This is a genomic window from Pseudomonas sp. SIMBA_067 (assembly GCF_046534675.1).
GTDB lineage: Bacteria > Pseudomonadota > Gammaproteobacteria > Pseudomonadales > Pseudomonadaceae > Aquipseudomonas > Aquipseudomonas putida.
Genome location: NZ_JAWRYH010000002.1, coordinates 397,287 through 414,149, shown reverse-complemented (window position 1 = coordinate 414,149; position 16,863 = coordinate 397,287). Strand labels below are relative to the sequence as shown.

At 63.3% G+C, this 16,863-nt stretch carries 13 protein-coding genes; 9 read left to right on the top strand and 4 right to left on the bottom strand.

Annotated elements, in window-relative coordinates:
• Positions 1-154: 154 nt before the first annotated feature.
• Positions 155-1,129 (bottom strand): GlxA family transcriptional regulator, encoded by a 975-nt coding sequence (locus SB765_RS07160; protein ID WP_341797099.1) that lies wholly within the window; start codon positions 1,127-1,129, stop codon positions 155-157.
• 137 nt (positions 1,130-1,266) lie between these two features.
• Between SB765_RS07160 and SB765_RS07155 the strand changes: the two genes are divergently transcribed.
• Positions 1,267-1,629: a helix-turn-helix domain-containing protein gene (locus SB765_RS07155; protein ID WP_086978482.1), complete on the top strand. Its 363-nt coding sequence runs from the start codon at positions 1,267-1,269 to the stop codon at positions 1,627-1,629.
• Between the two features lie 72 nt (positions 1,630-1,701).
• Complete coding sequence (ycaC, locus tag SB765_RS07150; RefSeq protein ID WP_043198991.1) at positions 1,702-2,328, top strand: isochorismate family cysteine hydrolase YcaC; 627 nt, start codon at positions 1,702-1,704, stop codon at positions 2,326-2,328.
• A gap of 123 nt (positions 2,329-2,451) precedes the next feature.
• On the opposite strand, the gene SB765_RS07145 is transcribed toward ycaC, so the two are convergent.
• Positions 2,452-7,500: an AAA family ATPase gene (locus tag SB765_RS07145; protein ID WP_410931120.1), complete on the bottom strand. Its 5,049-nt coding sequence runs from the start codon at positions 7,498-7,500 to the stop codon at positions 2,452-2,454.
• Between the two features lie 240 nt (positions 7,501-7,740).
• On the opposite strand from SB765_RS07145, the gene SB765_RS07140 reads away from it, so the two are divergent.
• Positions 7,741-8,733: a response regulator gene (locus SB765_RS07140; protein WP_341797096.1), complete on the top strand. Its 993-nt coding sequence runs from the start codon at positions 7,741-7,743 to the stop codon at positions 8,731-8,733.
• A complete protein-coding gene (locus tag SB765_RS07135) occupies positions 8,730-9,098 on the top strand; it encodes a response regulator transcription factor (protein WP_341797095.1) in 369 nt (122 codons plus the stop codon). The genes SB765_RS07140 and SB765_RS07135 overlap by 4 nt, the downstream gene beginning before the upstream one ends.
• Positions 9,099-9,177: 79 nt before the next feature.
• Here the strand turns inward: SB765_RS07135 and SB765_RS07130 are convergent, their stop codons facing one another.
• Positions 9,178-10,668 carry a YifB family Mg chelatase-like AAA ATPase gene (locus tag SB765_RS07130; protein ID WP_341797094.1) on the bottom strand — a complete coding sequence of 497 codons (1,491 nt, stop codon included), beginning with the start codon at positions 10,666-10,668 and terminating at the stop codon, positions 9,178-9,180.
• Positions 10,669-10,925: 257 nt separating this feature from the next.
• On the opposite strand from SB765_RS07130, the gene SB765_RS07125 reads away from it, so the two are divergent.
• The gene (locus tag SB765_RS07125; RefSeq protein ID WP_410931119.1) at positions 10,926-12,944 is read left to right on the top strand and encodes a DUF4034 domain-containing protein; all 2,019 of its coding nucleotides are present in this window, start codon (positions 10,926-10,928) and stop codon (positions 12,942-12,944) included.
• Between the two features lie 98 nt (positions 12,945-13,042).
• Here SB765_RS07125 and SB765_RS07120 read toward each other — a convergent pair whose 3' ends face one another.
• Positions 13,043-13,306 carry an accessory factor UbiK family protein gene (locus tag SB765_RS07120; protein ID WP_049273661.1) on the bottom strand — a complete coding sequence of 88 codons (264 nt, stop codon included), beginning with the start codon at positions 13,304-13,306 and terminating at the stop codon, positions 13,043-13,045.
• Positions 13,307-13,668: 362 nt separating this feature from the next.
• Between SB765_RS07120 and glnK the strand changes: the two genes are divergently transcribed.
• From glnK to SB765_RS07100, 4 genes are all read left to right on the top strand, one after another.
• The gene (gene glnK, locus SB765_RS07115; protein WP_002555808.1) at positions 13,669-14,007 is read left to right on the top strand and encodes a P-II family nitrogen regulator; all 339 of its coding nucleotides are present in this window, start codon (positions 13,669-13,671) and stop codon (positions 14,005-14,007) included.
• 46 nt (positions 14,008-14,053) lie between these two features.
• A complete protein-coding gene (locus tag SB765_RS07110) occupies positions 14,054-15,385 on the top strand; it encodes an ammonium transporter (protein WP_016502193.1) in 1,332 nt (443 codons plus the stop codon).
• A 430-nt stretch (positions 15,386-15,815) separates the two neighbouring features.
• A complete protein-coding gene (gene sutA / locus SB765_RS07105; protein WP_019473552.1) occupies positions 15,816-16,145 on the top strand; it encodes a transcriptional regulator SutA in 330 nt (109 codons plus the stop codon).
• A gap of 149 nt (positions 16,146-16,294) precedes the next feature.
• Positions 16,295-16,783, top strand: a complete 489-nt coding sequence (locus SB765_RS07100; protein WP_410931118.1) for a hypothetical protein — start codon at positions 16,295-16,297, stop codon at positions 16,781-16,783.
• Positions 16,784-16,863: the final 80 nt, after the last annotated feature.

Below are 16,863 nucleotides of genomic sequence, written 5' to 3'. Positions count from 1 at the left end.
CCGGGGCAGCGTTTGAACAGTTTGGCCGAAGATTCTGGGGAATGTGGGCGTGGTAGACAATCTGCTTTAGGGGAGAAAGATTGTCCCATTACAGGTGACAGTCTGTGGCGGCCTCTTCGCGGGCACGCCCGCGAAGAAGGCGGTGCAGATCTAACTATTCATCGCCACCAAACTGCGCCCGATACTGCGCCGGCGTCATGCCAATACGCTCACAGAACACCTTGCGCAAATGCCGGTCGCTGCCAAACCCACACTGCGCCGCCACCACCTTCAACGGCAGGTCACTGCCTTCCAACAGCTTGCGCGCCCGGTCGATCCGGGCATTCTGCAGGTACTGAAGCGGCGTTATTCCCACCTCGCGCTGGAACGTGCGGGCGAAATTTCGGCTGCTCATGGCCACCAGTTCGGCCATGTTCTGCACGGTGAGCGCCTGCTCGATATGGTCGACGATGTGCGCCTGTACCCGGGCAATGGGCGAATCATCACGCGGTACCGCTGCCAGCAACGGCCCGTATGGCGTTTGCCCGCCCTGGCGATGGCGGGCGACCAACAGCACCTTGGCCACTTCCAGGGCCAATGCCTTACCGTGGTCCTCGGCCACCACCGCCAGCGCCAGGTCGATCCCTGCGGTGATTCCGCCCGAGGTGATCAGGCAGCGGTCGATCACGTAGATCTGCTCGGTCTCGACCTTGGCCTCGGGGAACGCCCGTGCCAGGCGCTCCACGTAGTTCCAGTGGGTGGTGCAGCGGTAGCCGTCCAGCAGCCCGGCCCGGCCCAGCAGGAATACCCCAGTGCAAATGGCACCAAAGCGCCTGGCACTGCGCACCGCCTGTGGCAACCAGCGCTCCAGCGCTGGTACGGCGGTGTCATACGCCCCCGGGCCGCCGGGTACCAGCAACAGGTCGACGGCTTCTGGCAGGTCTTCCAGGCGCAGGTCTGCCACCACTTTCAGCCCGCATGAGCCGCGCACCGCTGCCTGCCCTTCGGCCAGGGTGAGCAGCCGGTATTGCCGCTCTGCCGGCAAAAACCGGTTGGCGATGGCGAATGCATCCATCGGGCCGATGACGTCCAGCAACAGCACGTCGTTGAACAGCACCATGGCCACGGTGCGGTGAGCGTTTACCTGCATGCTTCTTCGTTCGGTAGCTGAGTACAGCCTGCATCTTACGGTATACCGCTGCGCACAATTAAGAACAATTCAGCTTTGGCTCAGGACTTTGTCATGTGCCGGGGGCGAGACTTTCTGCATTCAAGAGGAGAGTCGCCATGCACCACGGCACGCCCCAAGAGCCGCTGCAAACCACCGGCGCACTGACGCCCGCACGCTTGCGCCAGGCCAAGGAACTGATGCTGCGCAGCTCGCTGTCGATCATCGAGATCGCTGGCGTGTGCAACCTCACCCGCAGCCATTTCTCCCGTGCCTTCAAGGTCAACACTGGCCTCTCGCCCCAGGCCTGGCGCCTGTTGGCGCGCATGGAAAAGGCCAAGCGCCTGCTTGCCACAGAGGTCCCGATCACCCATGTGAGCCTGGAGTGCGGCTTTTGCGACCAGGCCCATTTCACCCGCGCGTTCAGCCGCCTGGTTGGCCAGCCGCCCAAGGCCTGGCGCCAGGCGCAGGCCATTCCTTAAGCCGAAGCTATCCACCGGTATAAGCCCTTGCGGACAGTGCCGGCCCGTATTCCCAACCCAAGGAGTCACCCCATGAGCCAACCCGATTACAAGCGCTTGAACAAAGACGACGCCGTGGTCCTGCTAGTGGATCACCAGACCGGCCTGATCTCTCTGGTGCAGGACTTCTCGCCCAACGAGTTCAAGAACAACGTGCTGGCCCTGGGGGACCTGGCCAAGTTCTTCGGCCTGCCGACCATTCTCACCACCAGCTTCGAGCAAGGCCCGAACGGCCCGCTGGTACCCGAGCTGAAAGAGATGTTCCCGGACGCGCCGTACATTGCCCGCCCAGGCCAGATCAACGCTTGGGACAACGAAGACTTCGTCAAGGCGATCAAGGCCACCGGCCGCAAGCAGCTGATCATCGCCGGCGTGGTGACCGATGTGTGCGTGGCTTTCCCGACCTTGTCGGCACTGGCTGAAGGCTTTGAAGTGTTTGTGGTGACCGATGCCTCGGGTACCTTCAACGAAACCGTGCAACAGGCGGCATGGGTGCGCATGACCCAGGCGGGCGCGCAGATGATGAACTGGTTCTCGGTGGCCTGTGAGCTGCACCGCGACTGGCGTAATGACATCGAAGGGTTGGGTAACCTGCTGTCGCAGCGCATTCCTAACTACCGCAACCTGATGAACAGCTATTCGGCATTGACCTCGCGCTGATTTAGAGCGGGGCCGCTGTGCGGCCCAATCGCCGGCAAGCCAGCTCCCTCAGGTACAGCGCCAGGGTTGAATACTGTGGAGTCCCCTGTGGGAGCTGGCTTGCCGGCGATTGGCCGGTACAGGCTAAGCAGGATTCACAGGCAGAGTGAAGCGAATCCGACATCCACCCAACTCAGACAACAGCGCCTGCAACTGCCCGCCATGGGCCTGCACCACCGAACTGCAGATCGCCAGCCCCATCCCCATGCCACCACTCTTGGTGGTGTAGAACGCCCCGAATACCTGCTCCCGTTCCTCGGGTGCAATCCCTGGCCCGTTGTCGTCCACACAGAGCTCCACCTCATCCCCGGCCACCGTCGACGCAATCCGCAGCACGCCATCGCTGCGATACCCCGCCAGCGCTTCCAGGCCATTGGTGATCAGGTTGAACACCAACTGCTGCAACTGCACCGGGTCGGCCGTCACGGTCACCCCCGCGTGCAGGCATGTCTGCACGTCAACCGTGGCCTTGGCGGCATCGGCCGAAGTCAAGCGCACCACCTCGCGGATCAGCTCGTCCAGCTTCACCGCCTGGAGTTGCATCGGCGACTGCTTGGCCAGCGAGCGCAATGCACGCACGATGTTGGCGGCACGTTCGCTGTCGTTGCGGATGTCTTCCAGGCCGGCGATTGCCTCTTCCAGGTCGGGCTTGGCGCGCTTGAGCCAGCGCAGGCTGGCGGCGGCGTTGGAGGTGATGCCCAGCAGCGGCTGGCTGATCTCGTGGGCGATGGACGCCGACAGCTCGTTCATCGCCTGCAGGTGCGCACTGCGCGCCAGTTCCGCCCGTGAGCGGCGCAGTTCGGCTTCCATCTGCGCTCGGCTCTGGTTGTCTTCGGCCAGGCGCGTATAGAACTTGGCGGTCTGCAGCGAGACCGCTGCCTGCGAGGCGAGGATTTCCAGCATGGCCAGGCGCTGGCTGCCGAACAAGTTGGGTACCATGCGGTTCTCCAGGTACACCAAGCCGATCAGCACGCCCTGGATCACCAGCGGCAGGCACAATACCGAACGTGCGTTGCGCGCCTGCAGCTCCTGGCGGAAAGCCTCGGGGCAATCGCTCTGGGCATCATTGAGGACCAGCGGCTTGCGCGTGCGCATGGTGGTGTTGATGATCGACAGCGGTGCCTGGGTCATGAACTTCTGGCAGTTGTCCATGCTGACGTGCAGGCCGGCATCGTCGATATAGGCGAGGGCGGCCATCTGGAATTCGGCGCCGCTGACGATCAACAGCGCGCCGTGGTCGGCACCGGAATGCTGGGTCAGGTGGCCCATCAGGGTCTCGATCAGGCCTTCGAGCAGCACTTCCTCGGACAACGCGCGCGCGGCTTCGATACCGGCTTCCAGGTCGAGCTTGGCCTGGTGGGTGGCGCGGTAGGTCTCCTGGATGGGCTGGGTGCGCAGAAACGGGTGCAAGGCCTCCAGCTGATGGACCTTGCCCGTCGCACCCCAGATATGGAAGCAGTCGCGGGCGATGCGCAGGTGCAGGTTGGCGCCGGAAATCAAACCGCTGGGGATGCACACCTCGGCCAGCTGTTCATGGGCCAGGGCCTGCTCGTGGATGAAGCCCGCTGCGGTGGCGGCGATCTGCGCCTGGTCGAAGCAACGGATGGCGGCCAGGCCGTCACCTTCAAGCTTGGCGATGACGCCTTCGATCAGCAGCAGCTTGTTGCGGAAGGTCGCCGGGTTGAAGCCGGCCCAGCGACTGAAACGCTCACGCAAGCCTCGCAGCTCGCTCAGCTTGTCGGCCAGGCTGGCGGGGGCCTCCGGGCTGCCCAGGGCCAGGCCGTGGAACAGGTGGTAGTCGGCGAGGTTGATATGCGCAGGCGCCGCCCAGGCATTGTCACCGGCCTTGGCCAGGTGGCGCATGGCGTGTGGGATGTTGCCCAGGTAGAAGGCCGACATGCCTGTGAACAGGTGCCGGAAAAACAGCGTGGTCGCTGAGTTGACCGGCGTGGTCGAGGCCACGCAGGCTGCGCCGCTCAGGTTGGCGACGAACGCTTGCTGGGCCCGCAGGATCTGTTCTATATCGCTGTAGCCGCAACGGCGAACGGTGGCCAGGCCCTGTTTCACTTCCTCAGCGACGTCCGGCAGATAGCGGCCCATGAACAGCGAGTCGGAGACCAGATGGTTGCGGGCATAGCAGCCCATCGCCAGGTCGCCGCTCAGGCGTGCCGAGTCGACCGCTTCCAGTGCGGTGCGGCGGGCGAACTCCATCGGCGAAGTCCAGGCGCTGACCTGGTCCAGGGCCAGCAACGCGCTGGTCAGGTCGCCCTCGAAGCCGTGCCGCTCGATCAGCTTCAGCGCGGCCAGGCAATAGGCATGGCCGTCGTGGTAGGCACCGAAACGCTCGGCGATCATCACCCCGAACCAGGCCAGGCCGTAAGTGCTGCCTGGGGCAACGCCATGCAGCAGCGACAACTCCATGAGCTTGGCCAGGTGCAGGAAGCCGAGGTCGTCCTGGACAAAGAACGATGACGACAGCGTGGCCAGCAGGCCGATCGCCACTGCCACTTGCTCCGAGTCGGCACGCGGCAGCGACTCCAGGCAGTGGCGGCCCTTTTGTTCGATCATGGCCAGCACACGGGCATGGCTGGCTTCTACCTGTTGCCTGTCGACGCCGCGTGCCAGGCGGATACCCAGCAGTTCCAGGCCTGATAAGGCGCTGTCGATGGCTGCCTGATAGTCGCTCTGCAAGGTGAACAGGCGGGCCTGCAACTGGCACAGCCGGGCCCGATCCAGCGCCGAACGTGCGCGCTGTCGGCACTCGCTGAGCTGGGCCTCGGCCGCAGCCATGCGCGACAGTTGCATGTCGCACTCCGCCGCCATGCAGGCGATGGCAAAGCCGTGCGTGGCGCGGCTTTCCAGGGTGCTGCCGTGGTGCAGCAGCTGCTCGGCCGTGTGCAGGTAACCCGCAGCCTGTGCAAAGGCGCCGCTGTCGCGCGCGCGCAATGCCGCTTCACGTAAAAGCTGCAGGAACACTTCGCAGTCATCCGCTGAAAACCCGCGTGGGCTGGCGCGTTGCAGTTGGTGGGCGGCCTCGAAAAGCACCTCGTGCAAGTGCTCTGGCCAGGTTTGCAGCATGGCTTGGGCAATGCATGCATGCAGCGATTCGCGCTCGCGCAAGGGCGTGAGTTGATAAGCCGCTTCCATCACCCGGTCGTGGGCAAAGCCCAGGCCGTTCTGGCTCGGCAGCAGGAAGCCTGCGCCAATCAAGGCCTGCAACGGTTCGCCCGTCGCTTGTGCAAGGACCCGGCGGAGCAAGCGTTCATCGCATCGGTTGCCTGCTGCGCTGACGATGCGCAGTACGTCGCGCTGGGGCGCGGGCAGGCGCACCAGGCGGTGGACCATCAGGTCGGCGACATTGTCGGAATAGCGGTGCCGGGCCACGGCCTGCAGGCACCACGACCAGCGCATGGCCTGGGTATCGAAGGTGAACAACTGGTCCTCGACCATCGCCCTGAGGATCTGGTTGATGAAAAACGGGTTGCCGGCGGTCTTGTCGTGCACCAGTTCGGCCAGTTGCAAGGTCTGGTCGGGGGCGACGTGGTAGCGTTCGCCGATCAGCTGGGCCACCGCGCCAACGGCCAGCGGGCGCAGGTTGAGGGTGGTGCTGCGCACGCCTGCGGGCATGGCGGGTTGTGCACTGCTAGCTTGTGCGTCAGTGCGCCGGGCAAAGATCAGCAACAGGTTAGCGGGCGCCTGTGCCAGCAGCTGTGCCAGCAGCTGCTGCGTGGCGTCGTCGGCCCACTGCATGTCATCGAGAAACAGCACCAGTGGCTGACCAGGGCGGCTGAACACCTGCAGGAACTCTACGATCGCCTGTAATTCCTTCTGCAGCGCGAGGCGCGTGGGTTTTGCTGGCAGCGCGGGCAGTGGGCCGAGTATCAATTGCAGGTCTGGCGCCAGCTTGCCCAGCAGCCGACCGTGGCCTTTGATGCGGCGCAAGATCTCGCCGCGCAGGGTGTCGAGGTCCTGGCTGTTCTTCGCCAGCAGCTGGTTGGTCAGCGCGCCGAGGATCTCCACCCAAGGCGCATAGGGCACGGCCTGGGCCAGGCTATTGCACTTGCCGATGGCCCAGTAGCCGTGGGCGTTGCTCTTCAGCGCGGCCTCGACCAGGCTCGACTTGCCCATGCCGGCGGCACCGTTGACGAACAGCGCTTGTGGCGTGCTGTGGCGGCGCAGGCCCTTGAGCATCAGGGCAATGGCTTGTTGTTCCGCACTGCGGCCATACAGGCGTGTGCGGTTGGGCGCGACCGGGTCGGCGCAGCCTGGGGTGAACGCTGCCATGGTCTTGCTGCTGGCCCATTGCCGCTGGCAGTAGGCAAGGTCTACTGCCAAGGCGCGAGCGCTCTGGTATCGCGCGTCCGGTTCTTTGGCCAGGGCCTTGGCCAGGATCCGGCTCAGAGGCTGCGGCACGTTGCTGTCCACTTCGCAGGCTGCCCTTGGCTGCACGCCTGCATGCAGTTGGCGCCAGTGTTGGGTGTCGCGCCCCGCCAGCGGCAGTTCGCCCAGCAACAGCTGGTAAAGGATAGCGCCCAGGGCATAGATGTCGCTACGCCGGTCGCTGCTGCTGCCATGGGGGCAAACCTGCTCCGGCGCCAGGTAGGACCAGTTGCCGAGCGGGGTGCCCTGTTCGCTGATCAGTTGCGCCGGGCCTGCGCGAAAGCAGCCCAGGCGCACCCGCTGAGGGCCTTGCAGGCACACATGTTCGGGTTGCAATGCGCCATGCAGCACATTGCGTTCGTGGGCCCGGGCCAGGGACCTTGCGGCGTTCACCGCGATGTCGAGAAACGGCTCCAGGGCCGCCGGGCCTTCGCTCAGCAGGTCGGCAATGGAGTGGCCGGCCGGGTACACCAGCAGCGGGCCCTCGGCCGAGCGCACGAACGCCGAGGGGATTACCGCCCACTGAGGGTCCAGCTGTAGTTGGTAGTCACGCTCCAGGCGCTGGCAGGCTGCGGGTGCGTCGAGCGGAGCGCGCGCAGCGATCCACGACTGGCCGGTGACGGCGTCGCTCAGCCGGAAGTAGCTGAGCTCGCCCTCCTGGCCCAGCGGTGTGACAGCGCACCGGTTCAGCCAGCCCTCGTCAATCGACTGGTCAAAATCGATGGGCCTGTGAGCGAGGCGTTCATCGAGCATCTGGAACCCCCTGGCAGCGACATCCTGACGCGCGAGTATACGCAGCGAGCCCAGTACGGATGAGGGTTGCAGCCCGCTTGGCAGGAACGGGCACGCTATTGTCCGTTATCGTACCCTGAGGGCCGACCGGCACTTGTATAGTGCTTGGGCCAACCTATCCCTCGGGATAATTGTCTCAATGTGTGCGTCGGCCTAGGCTGCCCGGGGCGGCGCAAACGCCCGTGCCCGTGCGAGGAAGCCATGATCCGAATAGGCAATGCCCAGGTGTCGCTGGAGCGGCGCGAAGCGTTTCTCGACGGTAAGCCGATCGTGTTGGGCGGGCGCGCATTCGAGGTGCTGGCCACGCTGATCAAGGCCAAGGGCCGGGTGGTCGGCAAGGACGAGCTGTTCAGCCAGGTGTGGGCCGGCACCGTGGTCGAGGACAACAACCTGCAGGTGCAGGTGTCTCTGCTGCGTAAAGCCTTTGGCGACCGTGGGCTGATCCAGACTGTGCCGCGGCGGGGTTACCGCCTGGCCGCCGAGATCAGCTTCGATGTCCCTTGCCAGGCGCAGGTCCAGTCGCCGCTGTGTGCTGCGGCCGACAGCCTTGAGGCGTTGGATCACAGCGCTCATGTGCCGGTGCTGGTTGTGGACGACGACCCGTCGGTGCGAACGGCACTGGGCCGCCTGCTGCGCTCGCAGGATATCCCGCATCATCTGTTTGCCAGTGCCGAGGCGCTGTTCGACGCCCGCCTGGAAACCCCCTATGCCTGCCTCCTGTTGGACATGCACCTGTCCGATACCAACGGGCTTGAGGTGCAAGATGCACTGCGCCGGCTGGCACTGCCCTGGCCAATCGTGTTCATGACGGGCTTCGGCACAATCCCGATGACGGTGCAGGCCATGCGAGCCGGTGCTGTGGAATTCCTGACCAAGCCTTTTGACGAAGACCAGCTGCTGACGCTGCTACAGGCCGTGCGGCACAGGGCCGTGGCTGATGGGCGTAAATGGCGCCACGCGCGGCAGGTCGAGGAAAAGTACCAGCGCCTGACCCCGCGTGAGCGCGAGGTTTTCTCGCTGGTGGTCGATGGCTTGTCGCACAAGCAGATCGCCAGGCAGATCGGCACCAGCGAAGTGACAACCAAGGTGCACAAGAAAAACATCATGAACAAGATGCAGTCCCGCTCGCTGGTCGAACTGGTGGCCATGCACACCATTATCGGGGCGCGGCCTGAGGGCCTGGGCGGCGCATGAACAGATGGGTGTGCATCGTCGACGACGATGCTTCGGTGCGCAAAAGCCTGGCTAACCTGTTGCGTTCGGCCGGGTTCGAGACCTTTTCGTTTGCTGCGGGCGCTGTGTTCCTGGGCTCGGAGCTGGCGCGGCAGGCGGGTTGTGTGTTGCTCGACCTGAAGATGCCTGGCATGGGTGGGCTGGACGTGCAGCGTGAACTGGCGCGGCGGGAGTGGCGTTTGCCGGTGATCTGCATGTCGGCGCATTGGGATGATGGCGCGGTGCATTCGGCGATGAGCCTCGGGGCGCTGGCCTGCCTGGGCAAGCCTTTCTCTGAAGAGGCGTTGCTGAAGGTGGTTGAAGAGGCATTGGCGGGTAGTCAGTGATGTGCCACCAGTCCCTTTTACGAGCGGCCTTGCGAGGGCGCCGGACCGGTCGGATGGGCCGCAGAGCGGCCCCGGCAATCTAGTTATTTCCCGGCCGGTACTGCAGGGCCTCGGCCAGATGTGGCCGGCCGATCGCCTCACAGCCCTCCAGGTCCGCCAGTGTCCGCGCCACTTTCAATAACCGGTGCGCTGCCCGCAACGACAAGGTCAACCGTTCGCATGCCCCTTCCAGCCACGCCTGGTCCGCCGCCGTCAATCCGCAATGGAGGCGCAACCCTTCGAGGTCGAGAAAGGCATTCACGCACCCTTGGCGGCGCTGCTGGACCTCCCGCGCCTGTGCCACCCTGGCTGCCACATCGGCACTGGCTTCACCACAGGGCTGGTTGTTGAGCGTGGTGCTTTCGCGGGCGACGGTCAGGTGCAGGTCGATGCGGTCCAGCAGCGGCCCGGACAGCTTGTTGCGGTAACGCGCGATCTGCTCGGTGCTGCAACGGCAGCGGCCAGTAGGGTCGCCCAGGTAGCCGCAAGGGCATGGGTTCATCGCCGCCACCAGCTGAAAGCGTGCCGGAAAGCGCACCTTGTCGCGGGCGCGGGCAATCACGATCTCGCCCGATTCCAGCGGCTCGCGCAGTACCTCCAGTACACGCCGCTCGAACTCTGGCAGCTCATCGAGAAACAGCACGCCATGGTGGGCGAGGGTGATTTCGCCCGGTTGCGGACGGCTGCTGCCACCGACCAGTGCCGGGCCGGATGCGGAGTGGTGGGGGTGGCGAAAGGGTCGCTGCGGCCAGCTGCTCAGCGGTGTATGCCCGCTGACCGACTGGATGGCCGCCACCTCAAGCGCCTCGTGCTCGTCCAACGGTGGCAGCAACCCTGGCAGGCGGCTGGCGAGCAAGGTCTTGCCGGTGCCGGGTGGCCCGGTGAATAGCAGGTTGTGCGCCCCAGCCGCCGCCAGCATCAATGCGCGTTTGGCCGCCAGCTGGCCTTGCACCTCGCTCAGGTCAGGGTAGGGACGTGGATGCAGGACCAAACCGTTGGCCGCGTAAGGCGCCAGCGGCACTTGGCCGTTCAGGTGGGCGACCAGCTCCAGCAGGTGCCCCACCGCATACACCACCAGCCCGCCGGCCAGGCTGGCTTCCTCGGCATTCTCCCGTGGAACCACCAGCGAGCGGCCCGCCTCGCGTGCCGCCAAGGCCGCCGGCAGCACGCCTTGCACTGCCCGCAATTTGCCCGACAACGCCAGTTCGCCCAGGCACTCGACCTCTGCAAGGCTGGCCGCTGGCACTTGGCCGTCGGCGGCCAGGATGCCCAGGGCAATGGCCAGGTCGTAGCGCCCGCCGTCCTTGGGCAAGTCGGCGGGGGCCAGGTTCTGGGTTATGCGCCGCTGTGGATAGTTCAGCCCGGAGTTGACGATGGCACTGCGTACCCGGTCCTTGCTTTCCTTGACCGTGGTTTCTGGCAGGCCAACCAGGGTGAGATGAGGCAGGCCGTTGGCCAGGTGGGTTTCGACGCTGACCGAGGGTGCCTGCACACCCACCTGGGCGCGGCTGTGGACGATGGCTAGGGACATGGTCGCTCCGTTGTCGCTGAAAAGGGCCGCTTCCTGCGGCTGGGTCAAGGATAGCGATGGTGGCCACGACAGGCGCAACAAGTGTGCGTCGTGGTTTTGCAGAGCAGGTTTTTTCCCTGTGTTTTCTTAAAAATCGGCAAAAAATGGATCCAATAATCTTTGCGCAGGTGCGGGGTATGGCTTAGTGTTGTTGGGCAAATGCCGTTGCCATGGGATGGCACAGCGTCTTCTTTCAAATGGACTTGAGGTATTGCGCCGTGCAAACGCTCACCCACACGCGCCAGGTCATCCGCGAACTGGTGCAGGCCAATTCATTCATTGAACTCACCTGCTTTTTCGACAGCCTTGAGGCGCAATGGCGCCAAGCCCCGCCGGGCGAGTTTCCGGCCTACCTTGTGGCCATCGAAGGGCACATGCTGGTCGACCCGGAAAACCAGGGTGACAGGGCCCTGAGCCAAGTCATCAAAGCCTGGATTCACGCCTGCCCGAAGGCTTATCACCCACAGGTGGTAATGGGCATGCACTGCTTCCACCGGGCTTGCCAGGTGCAGGACGCTGGCCAGCGCAACGCTGCGCGCTTGCTGGCCGTCGAGCAAATATGTGAAACCGCGACCGCGCACCTGTTGTGTGCAATGGACCGCTGCGCACAACCCGTGGCAGCTGCCATTGGTATGCTGCGTATCAGTGCGCAGCTGCGCGAGCCTGGCTGGTTGATCGAACTGTTTCAGGGGCAGCCTGCGCGGTACAGGCCCAGCGCCCATGCCGATGTGGAAGTGCAGGAAGCCGCGGCGCCCTTACTGGTGAAGCATGGGTTGTTGCCCTTGGCCGAGCTGCCCCAAGCGTTGCCGGCGTGCCTGAGCAGGCGGGTCGATCACGAAAACGAAGCACCACGCTATTACTGGTTGCGCCATGCGCTGGTGGCACGCCCTGGTTGTTTTGAAGCGATCCAGGCCTACGCCGATTACCTGCTGCCCCGATGGGGCGCCAGCTTCGATGCGTTAGACCTGTTGGCCAATGGGCCATTGTGCGAGGCGTGGGATGAAGCGTTGCGCAATGCGTTGCGCTGGATGGCCGTCGAAGACCGGCTGAAACTGCCACATACCGAACAGTTGCAGGCTGTCGCCGACTGGCAGCAACTGTTCGATGCCTGGTTGCAGCGCCCGCTAAGGCCAAGGGAAAGCGCCGTTGTGCTGGCTTGGCGAGGCGCGCTGCGTAGCAGTGCCTTGCAAGACCATGCCGGCGGTATGCGCGATTTCGCCGCGAGCTTGGCGTGTAACGCCGATCACGGTGCCATCGCTGCCATGGGCGAGCCATTTCGCTGCTTGGTCGGGCTGATACTTCGCGATGGCATGGCAGATGAACACCAACTGTTGCGCACCGCCATCGAGCGCCTGTGTGAAGGCCGCTCGCATGCTGGCGCCTGTGCAATGCGTGCTGCCGGGCATCGCTTCGGCCTGTGGGGGCTGCCACGTTCGGCCGAGCAGGCAAGGCTATGGTCGCAGGTGGCGGTAACGCGCCAGCGCGCGGGCCAGGCGCCAGGCTTCGAGGTGCTTGCTGTGGCGCGGCTGCTGTGGGCGGCCAACCGGCATGAGGTGGCGTGTTACCTGTACGAGCGGTGTGCCGAGCTGAGCTTGCCGGGGGCTGCCCTTGGCCTGTACGAGCTGCACAGCGGCGGCCTGGGCAACACCCCGGCGCACTATCTGGATGACGAGGCGGCTGAGTATTGGCTGCAGCGTGCGGTAGAGGCGGGCAGCAGGCAGGCCAAGTACAACCTCGCCTGCCTGCGCATGGATGGCGATGAGGACTTGAATGATCGAAGTGCCATGCTGGCCGTCAGGCGCTTGCTGGTCGATGCGTTGGGTAATCCGCAGACCAATGCTCGCGCGCGCTTGCATCTGGGAATGCTGTTGCGCCAGTTTGGCGAAGCGCAGGAGCGATCCGAGGCGGTTGCCTACCTGTCGAGCCTGGTCGAGCACCCGGACGCGTGGATTGCCGGGCGCGCCAGTGCCGAACTGGGGTTGGCCTGGATGCAGGGGCGCGGCACCCGCAAGCAGAGCCGTTTTGCCGCTATCGAATGGGCCAACCGTGCGGCTGCCTTGCAGCCTGGGGATCCAGCCATCGAAGACATCCAGGCCGAGATCCTCAACTCGCACAACCGGGTGAAGAACCTGGTTACCCAGTGTGGTGCGACCTTGTTTCGCGGCACCTTGCATGCCAGCGAGTTGCCGCCGAAACAGGCAATCCTCGAGGCGGCCCGCATGGGGGCCTCGGCCTGACACCGTGGCACTGACCGCGACGGGCTGAACGTCGGTGACTTTGCCTTCAAAGCATTGCGTGCGCTGACATTAGTGACAAAAGCGCCTTGTATCGCGAGTTATTCTTGCGCGCCGGGCGTCATGCGTGCTTCCAGCTCGGCAACTTGTTTTTCCAAGGCCTCCAGCCGAGCGCGGGTGCGCGCCAGCACGACCATCTGGCTGTCGAATTCGTCACGGCTGACCAGGTCCAGCTTGCTGAAGGCGCCTTGCATCAGCACCTTGAACTGGCTTTCCAGTTCTGCACGGGGCTGGGCGGTATCGCTGCTGAACAGGCGCGAGGCCTGGTCGCTCAGGGCATCGAGAAGGGCTTTGGGCGCAAGCATGGGGCTGTCCACTGAAACTGAGAAATGGCCGGCAGTGTAGCACGCACAAACCTGACGTTTGAGTGCACGTTTTTCGCGCAATGCGCCCTGCCGCTGCGCACCGAAACTGTGCATGTTTACCATGCTGGCGACTGGCCAATCCCGACCCTTTCGCATAACTCGCTGTTTTCCGGTGATTTGCCGGAACTGGCAAGGTTTCTGCAAAGACCTGTACGAGCCATGCACTGATGCAGTTCCTTGTGACCAAGCAGTGCGCACGCGGAGCCGGATGCCGACGACGCGTTACAAAGCCAACCGCTGCGCTTAGACTTGAGACGGGTTTGTTTTCCTGGGGCAAGTCCACCAAATCGGGAGAGAGTTTCATGAAGCTAGTCACAGCCATCATCAAGCCGTTCAAGCTGGACGACGTGCGCGAGTCGCTGTCGGAAATCGGCGTGCAGGGCATCACCGTCACCGAAGTCAAAGGCTTCGGTCGGCAAAAGGGCCACACCGAGCTGTACCGAGGTGCTGAATATGTGGTCGATTTCCTGCCCAAGGTGAAGATCGATGTCGCCATCGATGACAAGGACCTTGATCGGGTAATCGAAGCCATCACCAAGGCAGCCAACACCGGCAAGATCGGTGACGGCAAGATTTTCGTGGTGAATCTGGAGCAGGCAATCCGCATCCGTACCGGCGAAACCGATACCGACGCGATCTAAGCAGCAATAAAGCCTCACCAAACCCAACGCCCCAGGAGAAAACAACATGACTCTGCGTAAGATCGCAGGGCTAGGAGCCCTATTGTCCCTCGTAATGCCCGGGCTTGCCCTGGCAGAGGAAGCTGCCCCAGCGCTGAACTCCGGCGACACCGCCTGGATGCTGACCGCAACGGCGCTGGTGCTGTTCATGACCATTCCGGGCCTGGCCCTGTTCTATGGCGGTATGGTGCGTTCCAAGAACGTGCTGTCGGTGATGATGCAGTGCTTTGCAATCACCGGCCTGATGAGCATTCTCTGGGTCGTCTACGGCTACAGCATGGCCTTCGATACCACCGGTATGGAAAAGGGCGTGCTCAACTTCAATTCCTTCGTCGGCGGCTTCTCCAAGGCCTTCCTCAGCGGCGTCACGCCCGAGAACCTGACGTCGGCCACCGCACTGTTCCCTGAAGCGGTCTTCATCACCTTCCAGATGACCTTCGCCATCATCACCCCGGCACTGATCGTGGGAGCTTTCGCGGAGCGCATGAAGTTCTCCGCGATGCTGGTGTTCATGGGCATCTGGTTCACCCTGGTGTATGCGCCGATCGCGCACATGGTGTGGAGCGGTGACGGTGCACTGATGTGGGACTGGGGCGTACTGGACTTCGCTGGCGGCACCGTGGTGCACATCAACGCGGGTATCGCAGGCCTGGTCTGCTGCCTGGTGCTGGGCAAGCGCAAGGGCTACCCGACCACCCCGATGGCCCCGCACAACCTGGGCTATACCCTGATGGGCGCCGCCATGCTGTGGATCGGCTGGTTCGGCTTCAACGCAGGCTCCGCCGCTGCCGCCAACGGCACCGCTGGCATGGCCATGCTGGTCACCCAGATCGCCACCGCTGCTGCTGCACTGGGCTGGATGTTCGCCGAGTGGATCGGTCACGGCAAACCCAGCGCCCTGGGCATCGCTTCGGGCGTGGTTGCCGGCCTGGTTGCCATTACCCCGGCTGCAGGTACCGTGGGCCCGATGGGCGCCCTGGTGATCGGCTTGGCTTCGGGTGTGATCTGCTACTTCTGCGCCACCACCCTCAAGCGCAGGCTCGGCTATGACGACTCGCTGGATGCCTTCGGCGTGCACGGCATCGGCGGCATCATCGGTGCCATCCTTACCGGTGTGTTCGCAGCCCCGGCGCTGGGCGGCTTCGGTACCGTCACCGATATCGGCATGCAGGTCTGGATCCAGGCCAAGGGCGTGATCTTTACCGTGGTCTACACCGCCATCGTCACCTACGTGATCCTCAAGGTGCTGGATGTGGTGATGGGCCTGCGGGTCAACGAAGAAGAAGAGTCGGTCGGCCTCGACCTGGCTCAGCACAACGAACGCGGCTACAACCTGTAACTGCGACGCGGTAAAAACTTGCCCGGCTTGCCGGGCATTTTTTTGCCAGATTTTCAGCATTTCGCGCTTGGCAAACGGTTTATCCGTCACGTTCGCGACGTAGGTAAAAAACTTACAAGTCGTAGGGCGTTTATGGTGCTTTGCTTTTTCCACGGGCGCGCTAGAATGCGCGCCGAAGGGTGTTTGACGTGTAGTCCACACACTTCGCCAGCCTTTGCTAGGCTTGCCAATAGCGTGTGGCCAGCAGGGGCTAGATGGATTTGTCAGGTCCTGCCAGGAGCAGGGCCTGCTGGGTGCCGCCTCCCATCAGGAGCGCCGACCCAAGGGCAGTGGCCTAACCCACGGCCAGTTGAATTTTCACTGGTGGCTGCCGGTCTACGGCTGCACTGGTCTATAACTAACCTGCTTTTCGCAAGTCATGAGGTAGAACATGAGCGACGACGATCTGGAAAACGACGACCTCGAAGTAGGCGATGAAGACGAGGCTGATGAAGGCCTCGAAGCGGCGGCTGACGACGGCGTTGAAGACGCTGGCGATGACGACAGCAGCCCGGCACCTGCTGCCAAGGGCAAATCCAAGGCGGCTGTCTCGGTAGACGAGATGCCGAGCATGGAAGCCAAGCAGAAGGAGCGTGATGCACTGGCCAAGGCGATGGAAGAATTCCTTTCGCGCGGTGGCAAGGTGCAGGAAGTCGAGGCCAACGTGGTCGCCGACCCGCCCAAGAAGCCGGACAACAAATACGGCAGCCGCCCTATCTGAGTGGCTGAACGCAAAAAAGCCCGCCGTCGCTGCGGGCTTTTTTGTGGGCTCTGAGAAAATAGAGAATTTTCCCACAAGAAAAGAGGAGGCATCTGCTAGATCAGATTTGCGCCACCAGGCAAGCATCAGCCTTCAAGCCTGGGGGATTTATGGACAAACTGGTTCGTCGTCGTGACCTTCGCAAGGAAGACTTCCCTAAGGTGGAAGATCCTTTTTTTGCTGAGTGGAAAGTAAAGCGTGCTCTCACAAACTGGGGATGCTTGCACGGTAGGACAGAGTTTTTGAGAGATTGCGGCATCACTCTCGGGCGACAGCTCTCTGAGCGAGATCTCGAAGTGGCGCTAAAAGAGATCAGAGACGGCAGATGGCTGTTTTTGACCAGCCAACCATTCAAGCCCATGAGGCTGGATGGCCACTTAGGTGGGGCGCAATGCTTCCCTATGTCTGGGCAGATCAACAGGCACGCTGAAAACGAAAGTGGCCCTGGTAAGTGGCGCACTATCGACATCGATTACGACGGTTTGAAAAATACATTCGCCATTCTGCAGAACCGCCTTGGCTCGCTGGGTGACGAGGGTCGTCTCTTCGGTTCGGAAGGCAAGGATTATGACAACACCTTTCGAATCGTGACCCAGTAATGGGTTCCACTTGATAGCCACGATGATCATTTGGCGTCGCGATCCGTCATTCATCGCTATGGCGAAATACGGGGTATCAC